Below are 14895 nucleotides of genomic sequence, written 5' to 3' on the forward strand. Positions count from 1 at the left end.
GAATATGGAGGCCGGTGTAGTTCCGGATCTTCCCTTAAGATTCATTTTTGTTTTCGAAAAACTTCGCTAGCTTCGCAAGACGCGGATCAATTTTATTTTCATATTCTTCTTCCGAAATGACCGTCCATCCTTTTCCGGATTGCGGAACGGCATCGGGATGATCCGGTTGCTCGCTAAATACTTGCATCGGCACTTCAAGAAGAATAAGTTCTTTGACGATCGGCATTAAGTCGATCGCATCTCCTTGAACAACATGCGACTCTTCATCTGTTGCATCATAATCGTTCAAAAAAAACGTTTCTGTGCTTTCGATTGCGAATGGGTACGACACGTCTACAAGCGTACGAGAACAAGGGAGTTGCATCGTCCCTTCGATCGTTAAGTGGAACGTAAACTTTTTCGCACTCACGTCTGCCCGTCCGTGAATACGAACAGGTGAAATGTCGCGAATGGAAGCGTCCACCTCTTTTAGCTCGGACACATCGGCCATTTCGTCAATCGTCAACCCTTTATGTTGCAACTGATGAAGTTGATGAATAGACCATCTCAATGATAATCACCTCAAGACAACAAAGAAAATTATACGTTTGAACAACGGTTTTGTCAATATTTTTTCTTTACACTACTTCCATTATAATCGACTTATACTCACTGTATCACGTTTTACATAAAAAAGAAAGGTGGACAACAAATGAAAGCGGTCGGCATCGTTGTCGAATACAATCCGTTTCATAACGGGCATTTATATCATGTGCAACAAACGAGAAAAAAAACGAACGCAGACTGCGTCATTGCCGTCATGAGTAGTTCATTTACGCAACGAGGGGAACCGGCGATCGTGCCAAAATGGGAGCGCGCCCGCATGGCGCTTGCAGGCGGCGTCGATCTCGTCGTTGAACTCCCTTATTCATTTGCCGTTCAAACGGCGGAACGATTCGCCCACGGCGCTGTTTCGATTCTCGATGCGCTTTTTTGCGAGCAATTATGTTTCGGAAGCGAGCACGGAAGCATCGAACCGTTTATAAAAACAGCTCAGCTGCTCATTTATAAAAAAGAACAACATAACGAAAAAGTAAAACAATATGTACGCCAAGGCATCAACTATGCAAAAGCGTATGCGCTTGCCCTTCATGACATTGGACACGACACGCTTGACGTTTCACAACCGAATAACATTTTAGGGTTGCATTACGTCAAAGCGATGATCGAACAACGAAGCAATATAAAACCAGAGACGATTCAGCGAATCGTTGCTCATTATCACGATCAGACGCTTCCTGCTAATCAAAGCATTGCGAGCGCAACAAGCATTCGCCGTTTTTTACAGTCCGATCACGACGATGTCGCACGCTATGTTCCGCATACAACATATGACACGTTACAAACGTATCGCCATACATATACAACGTGGCACGATTGGGAGAAATATTTTCCGCTTTTAAAATACCGATTATTGACGATGAATGTAGACGACATTCAGCAAATTGCTGAAGTGGAAGAAGGAATTGAATATCGACTAAAAAAAGCGATCATTCACGCCACATCGTTTCACGATTTTCTTTTGGCTGTCAAAACGAAACGATATACGTGGACGCGGTTGCAACGCATATGCACACATATATTAACGAACGTCACAAAAAAAGAAATGGAAAAAGCACATGAAAACAAAGATGCAACATACGTTCGCCCATTGGCGATGAACGAAACAGGGAGAGCGTATTTACAAGCGGTTAAAAAACAAATGGCGTTGCCTCTTGTGACAAGCGTCAAACAAATGCGACACGATGCTATATATCATATCGAAAAAAAAGCGACGCAAGCCTATGTTTCGATTTTGCCTGAGCCGCTTTGGACGGAAGCGTTGCAACGTGAATACAAAACCCCTCCGTTACGATAATTTTTGTAAAAATCGAATCGCATCATCGAACGTGTCGACAGGTACAATTTTCATCTTTGTGCCGATATCTTTTGCTGTTTTGACCGCTTCTTTGTAATTGGAATGTTTCGCTCCACGTTCGTTCGGTGCGAAGAAAATGTCCGCTCCTGCTTTATGGGCTGCGATCACCTTTTGTGAAATGCCGCCAATTGGTCCGACTTCGCCGTCGATATTGATCGTTCCTGTACCGGCAATACGATAGCCTTTCGTTAAATCTTGCGGAACGAGTTGATTGTACACTTCAAGCGTAAACATAAGTCCAGCAGAAGGTCCGCCAATTTGATCAGATTCAATGCGGACAGGTGGGTCAGTAACGATATCGCGATCGGTCATGACGGAAAGCCCGAGACCGACGCGATTTTTTTCTTTCGGAAACGGCGCAAGTGTCAACGTCGCTGTTTTTTCCTTTCCTGACCGTCTATATGTGACACGAACACGATCTCCTTTTTTCTTTCCGCTAATGTATTGAATAAATTCGTCCGCTTCATCAAGATGTTGTCCGTCCACCGCTACAATTTGATCACCACTTTTTAACACGTTTGCTGCCGGCATGCCGTCAACAACATACAACACATATACCCCTTTATTTCGATACGAAAACGATTTGTTTGCTTTTTTGTAGGCGACGGCAATGGCGGTCTCTTTTGAATTTTCCATCATTTTCAATTGACGGTGTGTATATTCTTCGTCGCTTTCCCCTTCTTGTCTTACTTCATCCATGCGATATAGCTCGTTATATTTACTCACATGCGCAAGCGCAAACGAAAAAAGATTGGCTTGCCCCATGCGAACGGTCGTTAACATAAATTGTCCTTTTTCCTTATAACCGCCTTGTACTTCCACGAGCGGCCGTAGCGGCTCCGCCGTTCCAGGCATCGTCACGTAATACGGTAAGTGAAAAAAAGTCGCAAAAGCGAGTAGTAGTGCAATAATGATCGTTACTCGAATATACAGTCTTTTAGTCATTGTTTAAACCCCTTCTCTGCAAGCAATTGACGAATGATAGGAAGCTGTTGACGCGCTGCTTCCTCCCCCATTTGAATCATCTCTTTCGCATGGGTAAACGCATATGAACTGTAACGCTCAAGCGATGGCCGAATGACGACATCGGCTTGGGCGATGCGGTGGGAAGCGAGTTCCGCTTGAATAATGTCTAAACTTTGTAAAATGACATCGAATATGGATGTGACCGTATCGTTTTTTTTCACGGAAGCGACATCGACAGCGATGACGACGTCAGCACCCATCTCGCGCACAACGGTCGCTGGTACGCGATCGATCACCCCACCATCAACGAGCAGGCGGTCATTCAAACGTTCTGGCACAAAAATGCCGGGAATGGAAATGCTCGCGCGCACCGCATCCGCTATACTTCCTTGCCGAAACACGACTTTCTCGCCTTTTTGTAAATCGGTCGCGACGATCGCCAATGGAATGCGCGTATCTTCAATACGTTTTTGTTTTGTTATGACTGAGATGAAATGTTTAATTTGGCGCCCAGCAATGAGCCCCATTTTTGGTACGGTCCAATCGATGTAATCGTTGCGCCGAAACGCTGTCGCAAGCCGATATAATCGTTCCGTTGACATGCCTGACGCGTACAACGCTCCGACGAGTGCCCCCATGCTACTGCCGGCAATCATATGAATTGGAATGTTTTCTTCTTCTAACACTTTGATGACCCCGGCATGTGCAAAACCGCGCGCACCGCCAGAGCCTAACGCCAACCCGATTTTCATTCCCGCTCCCCCTTCCTGTTCAATACTATGGTCTAAAATGTCCACATATACTCGTATATTAAAACGAGTACGATCGGCGAATGAGGAGGCCAACGAACGATGAAAGAAAAATGGAAAACATTGCTGTTATCATCGATCATTATTTGTTTATGTATCGCATTGCTTCGCTATCCGCAACATTCATTTGAAGCAGCGGTACGCGGATTACATATGTGGTGGAATGTCGTTTTTCCTTCCCTTCTTCCTTTTTTTATTGTATCAGAAATTTTAATCGGTTTTGGTGTCGTTCATTTTCTCGGCGTATTGCTTGAGCCGCTCATGCGTCCGGTGTTTAAAGTCCCAGGCATCGGTGGGTTCGTTTGGGCGATGGGCATGGCTTCGGGATACCCTGCCGGCGCAAAACTGACCGCTCGCTTAAGACAGCAACAACAACTTTCCGCCATTGAGGCAGAACGGCTCGTTTCGTTTACAAATTCGTCTAATCCGCTTTTTATTTTCGGTGCGATTTCCGTCGGATTTTTTCATAATCCAAACATCGGTATGATTCTTGCTTTATCTCATTATCTCGGCAACATTTGCGTCGGGTTCATGATGCGCTTTCACGGAAAAGATGAAAACGACGCGACGCCAAAACAAAAAAAGAGCCTTTTGCGTCAAGCGTTTCGCGCGATGCATGAAACGCGTTTAAAACATAGCCAAGCGATCGGAAAGCTGCTTGGAGATGCGGTTCGTTCCTCCATTCAAACTCTTTTAATGATCGGTGGATTTATTATTTTATTTTCCGTTTTAAATAAGTTGCTTTATATTACAAACATAACGAAATGGCTCGCCGACATCGTACAATACGCCTTAGCCCTTTTTCATTTACCGAGCGAATTAAGCGTTCCATTCATCGCAGGGTTATTTGAAATTACACTCGGCAGCCAAATGACGAGCGAAGTAACAAGTGCAACGCTATTACAAAAAGTCATGATCACAAGCTTTATTCTCGCTTTCGGCGGCTTTTCTGTACAAGCACAAGTCGCAAGCATTTTAGCGGAAGCTCATATTCGCTTTCAGCCGTTTTTTGTCGCTCGTATTTTCCATGGATTTTTTGCTTCTTTTTTCGCATTCTTACTTTGGGAGCCGCTTTATGTTCAGCCGCTCGAATCAGCAGAAACGTTGCCCGTTTGGCTTCCAGAAGCGACGATCCGTTGGCCGATGTTATACATACATTGGATCGAACAATACGGCTTTTTTGTGACCGCTACCGTATGCCTTTTATATGTCATTATCGCTTTCCGACGTGAAAAACCACCTGTTTAAAGGTGGTTTTCTGCATGTGCAAACTTTTTTCGAAGCGCTTCTTCCACAACTTTTGGCACAAGTTCAGAAATGTTGCCGTTATATTTCGCGACTTCTTTGACGATGCTTGAGCTTAAAAAGGCGTATTGGTTGTTCGTCATCATAAAAAACGTTTCAATTTGCTCGTTTAATACGCGGTTCATTGATGTAATTTGCATTTCGTATTCAAAGTCGGAAACAGCACGCAAGCCGCGCAAAATGGCGCTTGCGTGTTTGCTACGAGCGTAATCGACTAGCAAGCCTTGATAAGAGTCAACGACGACGTTATGTAAATCTTTTGTTACTTCTTCAAGTAGCTGTACTCGCTCTTCTGTTGAAAATAGCGGTTTTTTGGATGAATTGTTTAATACGACAACATATACTTTATCAAACACTTTCGCCCCACGGCGAATAATGTCTAAATGCCCATATGTGACAGGATCAAAACTTCCCGGGCATACCGCAATGCTTGCCATCTTTATTCTCCTTCCTCGTCTACGTAAGCGTAAATCGATACAGCCGTAATGCCATACGTTTCATATTTCACTTTAGTTAAACGTCCGATGTGAATAGGAAGCTCGACTTCCGCATCGTGCTCCGCAACAAGAAAACCATCCCGTTCTAAAAGCTGATGCGCATCGATGATTGCGATAAGCGCTTCCAACTGCTTATTTTTGTAAGGCGGATCAAGAAAAATTAAACGAAATGTCAATCCTCTTTTCACGATCGCTTTCAACGCGCGCTCGGCATCGTTGCGATAAATTTCAGCTTGGTCGGTCAAACGACAGGCAGCCACGTTTTTTTTCATCGTTTGAACTGCCTTCGCATCATGATCGACGAAAATGACGCGCTCTAATCCGCGACTTAACGCTTCGATCCCAAGCCCACCGCTTCCGCCAAATAAATCGAGACCAAGCCCGCCAGAAAAATACGGACCAATCATATTAAACATCGCTTCTTTCACTTTATCTGTCGTTGGACGTGTCGTCATTCCAGGAACGGCCTGAAGCGTTTTTCCTTTACACTTCCCTGATATGACTCTCATCATATTTCACCTCGCTTTTATGATCATATCATAACCAAATGGTTGTAAGGAAAAAAATGATGAAGATGTATACAATTCAAAACAATGGTCATACTGATAGTAACAACATCGTTGATGATGTTGTTGCCAACCACGGAGAAGACTTACGTTCCCCATAAGTTCTTCCTCCGGTTTCTCCTCTCCCTTTTTTCCTTCTCTTTTTCGGCTTAGCTGAAAAAGAATGGAAGGGACCCTGCGGCATATGCCACAGGGCATTTTTTTTATCTTATTGGCCGACTACGTATATTTCTTCGTTCGTTTCGCTAATGTAAACTGAAAACCATTTCGGGAACTCTGTCCGTTCAATGTATAACGCTCCATCCCATTCTCGAATGACCGCATTCGTGCTGTTTGTAAAAAAGCGCCAACGGGCACTACCTTTTTCAATAAATACCGCTTCGCCTGAACGTTGAACCGTATAGCCAAGCGTGCGCATAATTGGAACGAACGGGAATAGTTGTTGACCGTCTTTTAATAAAACGTGCGCATTCGGCAATTTTACGTCGTTAACGACGAGCATTTTCCGTTCTGTAAATGTCATGTACGATTGTTCATCTTGAAAAAATGTCGTATTTCCTCCATACGCTTCTCCAAGCCATCCGTCTAGCTTTTTCATCGTCAGCGGTTGACCAGCGTTTGCGTTGATGAGCGTCCAAAACGTTTGTTGTTCTTCTTTCGTTAATGTTTGTTGCAATTGTTGAAAAACAAGTTTTGCTTTTTTGGTCAGCGGCTCAGTTTTTGTCATATATGAAACGAGCAAATCCCATATCCAATCAGGAACAACGCTATTTGGAAAACGTTGCTGTAACTGCACACGAACGTAGGTACGCTGCACGTTCGCCAAAGAAGACGTATTCGGTATAATGACAAACGTCGGCGTCATATATTGCAGACGCGATGAAGTAACAATTAACGTTTGTACATCGCTTTCCTTCCAAAACGATAACGCTGTTTGATGAAGTGGTTTTGTCGCATATACGACTAAATTATCGTTGAACATTGGACGTAACGGTTGAGATTGAAAATAAAGCGGAACGGTTTGTCCGCCTGTTTTCTCCCACATGAAAAATGAAAAAGATGGTTTATATACATAGCCAACGAGCTTTCCATCTGCTGCCCATACTCCTTTCGGATGAACAACATCAGTCAGCGATATGTTTGTTCGTTGTGGTTGTGTCGTATGAAAACGAACGAGCCATGCTTGAATGAAAAGCGGCTCTTTTGGCTCAATCGACACGCGATACGTCATGGAAAGCTTTCCGGTCTTCGGTACGTCTACAACCATTTTCTCGTTTTGTCGTTTCACGCATCCCTTTTCATTTGAACACGAAACGTCTTTTACTTCTTCTGGCACTGTCACTTCATATGTGTCAGCCACAGCCCCGCGTATATGATGAACGACTTCAATCGTTTTTCCCGTAAATGTCGCTTCAATATCATGTTGCAACACCGATTGTTTCGTCGCTTCCGTATGATATTCGTCCCATTGATAATATAAAGCTCCTGCGCTAACGCCTAGGAAAAGGAGCGTTGAAATAAAAGCTACTTTCCACATACGAAGGCTCCTCATTTAGCAGTTTATATTATAACAATAGCAAAATTTCAACGCGTTGTCATACACCGTTTTCACTAATTGTCGAAAAAAGTTGAACGTGTTAAAGTAAAATGAGGAAAGAAAACATAAAGTGAGGGAATGGTGATGATTCAACGTTTTATTGAATTAGGGGAAGGGTATTCTGACATTTATGAGCTCATCGAAATTGCGAAATCAAACCGTCATCGCTTGTCCGGTTTGTTTGCTTTTCATACGATGAAAGACGGCAAAGCGGTCACGTCGTTCGTCGTTGTGCTTCATCCGACGGATCCTGGCGATTTTCAACCGCTATACATTTGCCGTGAAGGCATTCCACATCCGTCTGTGAAAGTGACAAAACGATATGAACTGTTTATCGAGTTAGCGAAACAATTAAATCAAGAAATTGTTCATTTGGACGTCAAACCATCCAACTTTTTTGCCGACTTACAACTATACTACCAGCATTTAATTGGCATTATGCGCATGAATCGGTTTATTCCGCCATTACAATAAGAAAAGCACAAAGCGCTCGCCTAATCTTTCTTACCTTTTAAAAAAAGGATGTCTAACCGCGACATCCTTTTTATATTCCATATTCGTATTCTTTTTCTTTATCGACTTTCGATTCAAATTCGACCTTTACGTACGGGCGATATGAAGGTTCGACGCGTTTTACGAACGGGAGTGAAGCGATTTTTTTCATCACATCTTCTGCTTCGTCCATGTTGCAATATAAAACAGCATATTTTAATCGTTTCGACACGTAATGAACGTTTCCATATCTCCTCAACTGCTTACTATGTTTTAACGAATACAACCAAACGATAATTCCTTGACGCATCGGAAACATAAAAAACCCCATCCCCCTTTTCTCACTTCGTCCGACAGCCGCACGCACCGCCAGATCCGCATCCTCCTCCGCAAGATAAAGCGTCAAAATACGGATTTCCTGTCGGTACTTTAATGTTTTCGGATACGGCACGACCGATCATCGTGCTAATTTCATCTAACAGCGACTGCATTTCTTTTTCTGCTTGTTTAAATGCGGCAATCGGCTCGTATAAATCAAGTTCGCGTTTTGCCTCGCGCACTTGTTTCGTCACTTCTTTGTAGTCTGGATGATATTTACCAAAGCGTTGCACATCTTCGTATCGTTCTTTCACCTGAATGAACTGGCGAATAAGTTGCTGCGCTTTCTCATCTTGTTGCATATGATAAAAACAGCGACGGTATTTCTCCGCCACGTCTGATTCGACAATCATTTTGCCAAGCTCTTCAGCAAAATCTAGTAACTGCAATCGTTCGACCGTTGCTACAAGCACGAGCAACACCTCCACAACGTTATCATATCATGATTTCGTCCACAAAACAAATAAGTCTGGTTGCTCCAGACTTATGGGATCGTTACCGTAAATTCGTGTGAAACGTTGTATTTACTTGCATCGTTATGGACAAGCTCCAATCGAATCGTATGCTTTCCAACAGGCAAACCGCGAATGACGAAAGCGGCCGTTGTCGTTTCGCTCACTCTTTTGCCATTGACGTAAATATGAATACGTCCTTGTCCATCTTTTTTTGGATGCGTGCCTTTCGTAAAAGTAAACTGGTCGACAATGCATTCGACAAAGACGTTATTTCCTTTGACATGATGTTTCACAAATAACGCCTGTTTCTGTTCAGCAAAAGCAACTAGGTGATGATTAGACATAAACGTTGAAAACAATAGCGCAACACATAAAAAAAAGAAGCGCAACACTTTCACCATCCTTTCGTAGTGATAGTGTTTGCGTTTCTCGTCTAATTATGAGTGTCCTTCATCACTTTCATCATCGCCATCATCATTTTTGCCATTTCGATCGTTTGAACAACTCGTTCCACTTTATGCGGTAGCGTCTGTTTATAATAGTGACGCATTTGTTTTTCCATTTCTTTTATATCCATCGGGCGTCTTGCAAGTCGCCGATACCATGTCGGCTGTTCACGTAAAAATTGATGAAGCTTTGGCTTCGCTATGATGTATTCGTATACGTCTTTTCTCATCGCATATCTCCTTAATCTTTTCGAAACGAAAATGGATCTTTCTTCGTCTGCTGCATTTGGCGGACGACTTCTTGAATAGACGTAATCGCTTGCTGAACGTTTGTAATGTACGTTTGAAGTTCGTTGACGTCGAGATGTTTGACGTAACTTGCTAACTTTTGCATCAAGTCTCCTTGCTCTTGTTTGACCTCGGTTGTTCGATATTCATCCCACATATTGTCGTCTTCGCCAAACACGTACCAATCGTTATATAACTCTTTCCACGTTTTTTTCCCTTGGCGCACTTCTTCAATTAGTTTCGGATGTTTTTTCACAAACTGTTTAAATTGTTCGATTGACATATCGGCCGCTCCTTTCTTGTTTGTTTGCCTATCATATATTACGACCGAACAGCCAATGCGTGCGCCTATTTTGGCTCGGAAAAAGGACGAATAAAGTTTTGCGTATAATAACGTTTATATACACCAACGCCTAAATGGGTGAACTCGGCATTTAACAACGTTTGTCGATGGCTACGGCTGTTGAGCCACGCTTCGACAACCGCTGGTCCATCGACATATTCCGAGGCAATATTTTCTCCTGCTAGCTCAAAACGAACGTTTGCTTTTGTTAGTCGTTGCTTTAAATCGCCATTTGTTGGGGACTCGTGTGCAAAAAAGTGATTTTCAGCCATATCTTCACTATGTTCGTATGCCACTTTCGCTACACGTTCATCCCATTCGAGTGGAGGAACACCGTGACGTATGCGCATCACGTTTGTTATATCAAAAATTTGTTGTGCGTTTGCTTGCTCGAGTTTTTTTTCGAACGTTTCATCCATTTCCACGCTCGGTAACGGACCACGATATTCGAGTTCATATGGACGAAGCTTCACTAACGTCTCCCCGTCCACCCAGCGAATACTTGATAATTTGCCGGTAAACCGATCAATATACAGCTGCACGTACACATCACCAAACGAAAGAAGCGGTTGAATGAGTAAATCTTCCTCAGTCAATTGGAAGCGATATACCCCATCGTCTAGTTGCACATGGATTTCATCGTGAAGTGGCATCGTTTGTAGCAGCTCGTTAATTGAGCGATTGAACTGAAACGGGGCAACGTTCACTTCCGGTCCACACGCATAAATTGTGACGACTCGTCCATCAAGAATACCGATTTGCATATACGTTTTCGGGTTATTATATATCCACCATACGTAGCCGTAAGCGGACGGATCGATGCGGGCTGGCTGTCCAAATGTTTGTTTTACTTCTTCTTCCGTCTTTCCGATCCATGACCCTAACCCTTCAGCAACAGTTTTCTCGCTCGTTTGTTCACTCATCATGGATGTATCGTTTAACGGAGCTTGTTCATCTGTTGGGAAAAAATAAAAAATGAAAATAAAAATAACGATAAGTGCCACTATCCAACGCATGCACCATTCTCCCTTAGCTGTTGTATATACTTCCATTATATACAGCTTGCCTACATTACAACACTAAAAAATAAGGCTATGCGCAAACATAGCCTTTACTCGTTAATGATATTGCGAGATTTCCGTTAATGCTTCTCCTGCTTGTTCATCGCTTGCTTCATGAATCGCTAAGTCACCAAGCGACATCATTCCCACTAACGTATCGCCTTCTACAACAGGCAAGCGGCGAATTTGATGTTTTGCCATCAGCTGAGCCGCTTCAGCAACAGAAGCGTCCGGTGAAATGGTCACAAGCTGTTCGCTCATCACTTCTGTGACCGCTGTCGAACCTGGTTTTTTCTCGGCAATGCCACGTATGACTAAATCGCGATCTGTCACAATGCCAACGAGTCGATTTCCGTCTACAATAGGAATGGAGCCAACGTTATAATCACGCATTTTTACCGCTGCTTCGTATATATTATCAAGCGGTGTACAACATTCAACGTCTGTCGTCATCATTTCTTTTACTGTTGTCATATTCATCTCTCCTTTCGCACATTAGTTTCACCAAAATCGGAACAATTATGAAGCTCGTCATTGAAAGTTATGCGCTTTCGTACTATTATTAATGGAGGAATGTTTTATTTTACATAAGGGGGACATGAACGATGCGCTTTGAAAATACAGGTATTGAAAATCAAACAGCGCCATTAGCACGTTTAGACGAATTGATGGAAAGCCTCGGCTTTGTGCGTGCAGGTCAATGGGATTACGACCGTGTCACGTATGACCGCAAATTTGAGATTAAAAATGACGTCTTTTATTTGCGTGTGCAAGGCTATGCCATTGAAGGAGACGTTGGTGGTCGCCATGCGATCATTAAACTGATGAAACCGTTGCTTGGCAAACATTATTATCCACATGGTGTCGAATATGGTGAGGGCGAAAACTTTCCTTCGTCATTAGTGAACCAATGCGAAGCTCTCTTAGCAAAAGTGAAAGAAGGTCTTGCAAACATAAACGCATGAGCGCGCTCATGCGTTTTTTCCGTCAACGAGACGACGGACATACAGATGAACAGCAAACACCTCTCTTTCTGTCATCTCGTATATGTCGTCAATGACTTGTTTTTGAATACGTTCACATAAAGCGAGCATATTGTCATGCATCGTCAAAGAAACGGTCATATGAATCGTCAATCGTTTTTGTTGCTCGTGTAATCTCACTTCTTCTAATATGACATCATCAAACGGTTGTACACTCATCGCAACAATCGTTATAATGGGTTTATGCATATACATCCTCCATACGATTTATGAAATGAAAGCAGGTGTCGTTTCATTGTTTGAAAAAATTCCAAAGCGGTCCGTATCCATCATTCTTATTTTACTTGCGATCGTCTTATTGACGTACTGGGTCGCTCCGATTGCCGTTCCCATTTTATTTGCGTTTATTACTGCTATTTTTTTAGAACCTGCCGTCAAAGTGGCTCAACAACGGATCGGGTTTAAACGGCAGTCCGCCACACTCCTTGTATTTAGCTTATTTACGTTGTTTATGTTTTTAAGTGGCTACTTTATTATTACAAAAATTGTGACGGAAGCGTTTCATTTTTTTAGACATTCACCACTATATTTAAACGAGATGATCGCGGGCTGGAACGAACTCGTCGCTCGTTGGTACAAGCAGACGGAAAAATTACCACCGTTCGTTGTGGCAGAGCTCAGCCATCAAGTTGATTTATTTTTAACAAAATTAAAGACGCAACTGACGGATTCGCTAAGCTTTCATAAAGTAAGCGTACTCGTTGCGAACGTTCCAACATTTTTAATCAACTTTCTCGTTTATTTAATTACTTTATTTTTATTTATGCACGACTTACCAAAAATACGCGAAGCGATTTTTTCACATTTAACAGAGGAAACGAAAGAAAAAGTACATTTTATGCTGTCGCGTCTATCGTATGTCGTATTCGGTTTTTGGAAAGCGCAATTTCTCGTTAGTTTAATTATTTTTGCCGTATCGCTAGTTGGATTGTTGCTCATTACACCAAAAGTGGCGTTGTTTACTGCGTTTATTATTTGGGTGATCGACTTTATCCCGATTATCGGTTCGATCGTTATTATGGCACCGTGGGCCATTTTCCACTTTGTCACGGGGGACACCGTATTAGCCACAAAACTATCGATTCTCGGCGTCATTTTACTTATTTTGCGTCGAACAATTGAGCCTAAAGTCATGGGCGCACATATCGGTTTATCGCCGCTCGCGACACTTATTTCCATGTATTTAGGTGTAAAAATCATGGGCGCACTCGGGCTCATCTTATTCCCGCTTTTACTCATCGCTCTAAAATCAGCGAAAGAAGCAGGTATTATTAAATTCAACTTTAAATTGTAAAAGAGGGTGAATCGTCACCCTCTTTTAAAATCCTAAAATCGCTTTAATGACCGATGTCGTTTCACCGCCATGGTAAAACACGTACAACAGCAAATAAACAGCAACGCCTGTTGTTGCAGTGAAAAACCATACAACGCTTGTAATTGGGCCAATTTTTTTATGGCGTACCCAATTTTTTTTCACCGCGGAAAGCAACGTCACAATGCCAAAAACGGCACCCGTGGTCGCTAAGAAAATGTGGAAAAACAAAAAGATTGTATAATATATTTTTACATCGTCTGGACCGCCGAAGCTTGTATTGCCGATAAAAATCGTACGTGACAAATAAATAATGAAAAAGGCAAGCGCAAAAGCAGCAGCAAGCCACATCGTCCTTTCATGTTTCTTTACTTGCTTTTGGCGAATAAAATACCAGCCAACCGCTACAAGAATCGCACTAATGACAATAAAGCTTGTACTAATCGTAGGTAAAATCGGTAACGAACCCATCGTATCCTCTCTCCTTGCTCGTCATTTTGTCGTTTGAACACCGATCGTTTCTTCATCTCTTTCTTTTCGATACCATTCGATGAAAATGAAAAACAACATGACTCCATACACAATTTCTTGAATGATTTTCATTAAGACGCCACCGAGCTGCTGATCGTGTAACAGTGATATCGAACTAAACATTTCCGGCCCGCTCAATTCAAGCGATGATAACGTACTTTGTGGCACACAAAGCGCTAACGCATTCATCCATGCGGCAGGATCATAATATGTGGCGTATAACGGCGTATCGGCAAAAATAATGAGCGCACATGCTGGTGTAAGAAGAACCCCATCAGCGAAAATGTAGCCGATTTTTTTTAAGCCAGATAAAGTCGGAAACCCTCGCACGTCATTAACAAGCGGCCACCACATCATCATGGCAGCGATAAAAATGGCTGTCGTCATGAGCGCATGTAACCACATATTCGTTTTCACCACATCGAAAATAAGTGGCACGTGATATAACGAGAAAATCCCATTAAACAAAAACAACGCAATTAAAGGCTTCGTGAAAAATGTAAACGCCGAACGAATGATTTGAATACGAAAAATTGCTTCAAACATCCACGATGGAATGCCTTTAATGAGAAGCGGCGGTACCATCAAATAAAGAACAGCCATTTGCGTCATATGCGCACTAAACATTAAATGACCTAACAAATCAACCGGAGAACCTTTACAAATGTAAAGCAAAACAATCGCCGTAACAAACAACGTTTTTTGTTTTGTCGTCGTCGGCTTGTTTGAACGGTTTACGAGCCAAAAATAGGCGATCGTCACAGCGACTAAAAAAATGAAAAAGTACGGACTCCACATCGCTTCAAAACCAAATATACTTAACGGCATCATATTCACCTCGCTTTTTTT

21 protein-coding genes are annotated in these 14895 nt (G+C 42.6%); 5 read left to right on the plus strand and 16 right to left on the minus strand.

The features are described from left to right. Positions 1 to 34 precede the first annotated feature (34 nt). A complete protein-coding gene (locus tag HNR43_RS04680) occupies positions 35 to 550 on the minus strand; it encodes a YceD family protein (protein WP_183241719.1) in 516 nt (171 codons plus the stop codon). Positions 551 to 691: 141 nt separating this feature from the next. On the opposite strand from HNR43_RS04680, the gene HNR43_RS04685 reads away from it, so the two are divergent. Next, positions 692 to 1897 carry a nucleotidyltransferase gene (locus HNR43_RS04685; RefSeq protein ID WP_183241722.1) on the plus strand — a complete coding sequence of 402 codons (1206 nt, stop codon included), beginning with the start codon at positions 692 to 694 and terminating at the stop codon, positions 1895 to 1897. On the opposite strand, the gene HNR43_RS04690 is transcribed toward HNR43_RS04685, so the two are convergent. Both HNR43_RS04690 and HNR43_RS04695 read right to left on the minus strand, forming a co-directional pair. Beyond that, positions 1889 to 2902 (minus strand): SepM family pheromone-processing serine protease, encoded by a 1014-nt coding sequence (locus tag HNR43_RS04690; protein ID WP_183241724.1) that lies wholly within the window; start codon positions 2900 to 2902, stop codon positions 1889 to 1891. The two genes, HNR43_RS04685 and HNR43_RS04690, sit on opposite strands and share 9 nt — an antisense overlap. Beyond that, positions 2899 to 3675 carry a patatin-like phospholipase family protein gene (locus HNR43_RS04695; protein ID WP_183241726.1) on the minus strand — a complete coding sequence of 259 codons (777 nt, stop codon included), beginning with the start codon at positions 3673 to 3675 and terminating at the stop codon, positions 2899 to 2901. The genes HNR43_RS04690 and HNR43_RS04695 overlap by 4 nt, the downstream gene beginning before the upstream one ends. A gap of 99 nt (positions 3676 to 3774) precedes the next feature. Here HNR43_RS04695 and ylbJ point away from each other — a divergent pair, with 99 nt between their 5' ends. Continuing rightward, positions 3775 to 4980, plus strand: a complete 1206-nt coding sequence (gene ylbJ, locus HNR43_RS04700; protein ID WP_183241728.1) for a sporulation integral membrane protein YlbJ — start codon at positions 3775 to 3777, stop codon at positions 4978 to 4980. Here the strand turns inward: ylbJ and coaD are convergent. The 3 genes from coaD to HNR43_RS04715 form a co-directional block, all read right to left on the minus strand. Beyond that, on the minus strand, positions 4977 to 5474 hold the full coding sequence (coaD, locus tag HNR43_RS04705) for a pantetheine-phosphate adenylyltransferase (protein WP_183241730.1): 498 nt from the start codon (positions 5472 to 5474) through the stop codon (positions 4977 to 4979). The two genes, ylbJ and coaD, sit on opposite strands and share 4 nt — an antisense overlap. A gap of 2 nt (positions 5475 to 5476) precedes the next feature. After that, entirely contained in the window at positions 5477 to 6043 is a 567-nt protein-coding gene (gene rsmD, locus HNR43_RS04710; protein WP_183241732.1) for a 16S rRNA (guanine(966)-N(2))-methyltransferase RsmD, read from the minus strand. A gap of 265 nt (positions 6044 to 6308) precedes the next feature. Continuing rightward, a complete protein-coding gene (locus tag HNR43_RS04715; RefSeq protein WP_183241734.1) occupies positions 6309 to 7637 on the minus strand; it encodes a hypothetical protein in 1329 nt (442 codons plus the stop codon). A gap of 144 nt (positions 7638 to 7781) precedes the next feature. Here HNR43_RS04715 and HNR43_RS04720 point away from each other — a divergent pair, with 144 nt between their 5' ends. Further along, on the plus strand, positions 7782 to 8171 hold the full coding sequence (locus HNR43_RS04720) for a DUF7147 family protein (protein ID WP_035046511.1): 390 nt from the start codon (positions 7782 to 7784) through the stop codon (positions 8169 to 8171). A gap of 70 nt (positions 8172 to 8241) precedes the next feature. Here HNR43_RS04720 and HNR43_RS04725 read toward each other — a convergent pair whose 3' ends face one another. The 7 genes from HNR43_RS04725 to HNR43_RS04755 form a co-directional block, all read right to left on the minus strand. Beyond that, positions 8242 to 8508 (minus strand): YlbG family protein, encoded by a 267-nt coding sequence (locus HNR43_RS04725; protein ID WP_183241818.1) that lies wholly within the window; start codon positions 8506 to 8508, stop codon positions 8242 to 8244. Positions 8509 to 8530: 22 nt separating this feature from the next. Next, positions 8531 to 8980 (minus strand): YlbF family regulator, encoded by a 450-nt coding sequence (locus HNR43_RS04730; RefSeq protein ID WP_183241736.1) that lies wholly within the window; start codon positions 8978 to 8980, stop codon positions 8531 to 8533. Between the two features lie 71 nt (positions 8981 to 9051). Then, the gene (locus tag HNR43_RS04735; RefSeq protein WP_221248175.1) at positions 9052 to 9423 is read right to left on the minus strand and encodes a hypothetical protein; all 372 of its coding nucleotides are present in this window, start codon (positions 9421 to 9423) and stop codon (positions 9052 to 9054) included. Between the two features lie 32 nt (positions 9424 to 9455). After that, positions 9456 to 9698, minus strand: a complete 243-nt coding sequence (locus tag HNR43_RS04740) for a YlbE-like family protein (RefSeq protein WP_032101556.1) — start codon at positions 9696 to 9698, stop codon at positions 9456 to 9458. 11 nt (positions 9699 to 9709) lie between these two features. Further along, positions 9710 to 10039: a YlbD family protein gene (locus tag HNR43_RS04745; protein WP_183241740.1), complete on the minus strand. Its 330-nt coding sequence runs from the start codon at positions 10037 to 10039 to the stop codon at positions 9710 to 9712. A gap of 65 nt (positions 10040 to 10104) precedes the next feature. After that, positions 10105 to 11115 carry a CAP domain-containing protein gene (locus tag HNR43_RS04750; protein ID WP_183241742.1) on the minus strand — a complete coding sequence of 337 codons (1011 nt, stop codon included), beginning with the start codon at positions 11113 to 11115 and terminating at the stop codon, positions 10105 to 10107. 102 nt (positions 11116 to 11217) lie between these two features. Continuing rightward, on the minus strand, positions 11218 to 11634 hold the full coding sequence (locus HNR43_RS04755) for a CBS domain-containing protein (RefSeq protein ID WP_183241743.1): 417 nt from the start codon (positions 11632 to 11634) through the stop codon (positions 11218 to 11220). A gap of 131 nt (positions 11635 to 11765) precedes the next feature. On the opposite strand from HNR43_RS04755, the gene HNR43_RS04760 reads away from it, so the two are divergent. Then, positions 11766 to 12125 (plus strand): YugN family protein, encoded by a 360-nt coding sequence (locus HNR43_RS04760; protein ID WP_183241745.1) that lies wholly within the window; start codon positions 11766 to 11768, stop codon positions 12123 to 12125. A gap of 6 nt (positions 12126 to 12131) precedes the next feature. Here HNR43_RS04760 and HNR43_RS04765 read toward each other — a convergent pair whose 3' ends face one another. Then, positions 12132 to 12392, minus strand: coding sequence for a hypothetical protein (locus tag HNR43_RS04765; protein WP_183241747.1), 261 nt, complete (start codon positions 12390 to 12392; stop codon positions 12132 to 12134). On the opposite strand from HNR43_RS04765, the gene ytvI reads away from it, so the two are divergent. Beyond that, positions 12379 to 13497, plus strand: coding sequence for a sporulation integral membrane protein YtvI (ytvI, locus tag HNR43_RS04770; RefSeq protein WP_183241749.1), 1119 nt, complete (start codon positions 12379 to 12381; stop codon positions 13495 to 13497). The genes HNR43_RS04765 and ytvI overlap by 14 nt on opposite strands. A 24-nt stretch (positions 13498 to 13521) precedes the next feature. Here the strand turns inward: ytvI and HNR43_RS04775 are convergent, their stop codons facing one another. Together HNR43_RS04775 and ctaG are read right to left on the minus strand one after the other, a co-directional pair. After that, a complete protein-coding gene (locus HNR43_RS04775; protein WP_183241751.1) occupies positions 13522 to 13986 on the minus strand; it encodes a DUF420 domain-containing protein in 465 nt (154 codons plus the stop codon). Between the two features lie 21 nt (positions 13987 to 14007). Beyond that, positions 14008 to 14877 carry a cytochrome c oxidase assembly factor CtaG gene (gene ctaG / locus HNR43_RS04780; protein WP_183241753.1) on the minus strand — a complete coding sequence of 290 codons (870 nt, stop codon included), beginning with the start codon at positions 14875 to 14877 and terminating at the stop codon, positions 14008 to 14010. Between the last annotated feature and the right edge of the window lie 18 nt (positions 14878 to 14895).

It is taken from the genome of Anoxybacillus mongoliensis (assembly GCF_014201515.1).
Classification (GTDB): Bacteria; Bacillota; Bacilli; order Bacillales; family Anoxybacillaceae; genus Anoxybacillus; species Anoxybacillus mongoliensis.

Excerpts from the sequence above, each read along its gene's own strand:
- ytvI (WP_183241749.1), top strand. The coding sequence starts at position 12,379 with ATGGGTTTATGCATATACATCCTCCATACGATTTATGAAATGAAAGCA.
- HNR43_RS04755 (WP_183241743.1), bottom strand. The coding sequence starts at position 11,634 with ATGACAACAGTAAAAGAAATGATGACGACAGACGTTGAATGTTGTACA.
- HNR43_RS04690 (WP_183241724.1), bottom strand. The coding sequence starts at position 2,902 with ATGACTAAAAGACTGTATATTCGAGTAACGATCATTATTGCACTACTA.
- HNR43_RS04765 (WP_183241747.1), bottom strand. The coding sequence starts at position 12,392 with ATGCATAAACCCATTATAACGATTGTTGCGATGAGTGTACAACCGTTT.
- HNR43_RS04735 (WP_221248175.1), bottom strand. The coding sequence starts at position 9,423 with ATGGTGAAAGTGTTGCGCTTCTTTTTTTTATGTGTTGCGCTATTGTTT.
- HNR43_RS04775 (WP_183241751.1), bottom strand. The coding sequence starts at position 13,986 with ATGGGTTCGTTACCGATTTTACCTACGATTAGTACAAGCTTTATTGTC.
- HNR43_RS04745 (WP_183241740.1), bottom strand. The coding sequence starts at position 10,039 with ATGTCAATCGAACAATTTAAACAGTTTGTGAAAAAACATCCGAAACTA.
- ylbJ (WP_183241728.1), top strand. The coding sequence starts at position 3,775 with ATGAAAGAAAAATGGAAAACATTGCTGTTATCATCGATCATTATTTGT.
- HNR43_RS04695 (WP_183241726.1), bottom strand. The coding sequence starts at position 3,675 with ATGAAAATCGGGTTGGCGTTAGGCTCTGGCGGTGCGCGCGGTTTTGCA.
- HNR43_RS04760 (WP_183241745.1), top strand. The coding sequence starts at position 11,766 with ATGCGCTTTGAAAATACAGGTATTGAAAATCAAACAGCGCCATTAGCA.
- HNR43_RS04715 (WP_183241734.1), bottom strand. The coding sequence starts at position 7,637 with ATGTGGAAAGTAGCTTTTATTTCAACGCTCCTTTTCCTAGGCGTTAGC.
- ctaG (WP_183241753.1), bottom strand. The coding sequence starts at position 14,877 with ATGATGCCGTTAAGTATATTTGGTTTTGAAGCGATGTGGAGTCCGTAC.
- HNR43_RS04750 (WP_183241742.1), bottom strand. The coding sequence starts at position 11,115 with ATGCGTTGGATAGTGGCACTTATCGTTATTTTTATTTTCATTTTTTAT.
- HNR43_RS04740 (WP_032101556.1), bottom strand. The coding sequence starts at position 9,698 with ATGAGAAAAGACGTATACGAATACATCATAGCGAAGCCAAAGCTTCAT.
- coaD (WP_183241730.1), bottom strand. The coding sequence starts at position 5,474 with ATGGCAAGCATTGCGGTATGCCCGGGAAGTTTTGATCCTGTCACATAT.
- HNR43_RS04725 (WP_183241818.1), bottom strand. The coding sequence starts at position 8,508 with ATGTTTCCGATGCGTCAAGGAATTATCGTTTGGTTGTATTCGTTAAAA.
- rsmD (WP_183241732.1), bottom strand. The coding sequence starts at position 6,043 with ATGAGAGTCATATCAGGGAAGTGTAAAGGAAAAACGCTTCAGGCCGTT.
- HNR43_RS04720 (WP_035046511.1), top strand. The coding sequence starts at position 7,782 with ATGATTCAACGTTTTATTGAATTAGGGGAAGGGTATTCTGACATTTAT.
- HNR43_RS04685 (WP_183241722.1), top strand. The coding sequence starts at position 692 with ATGAAAGCGGTCGGCATCGTTGTCGAATACAATCCGTTTCATAACGGG.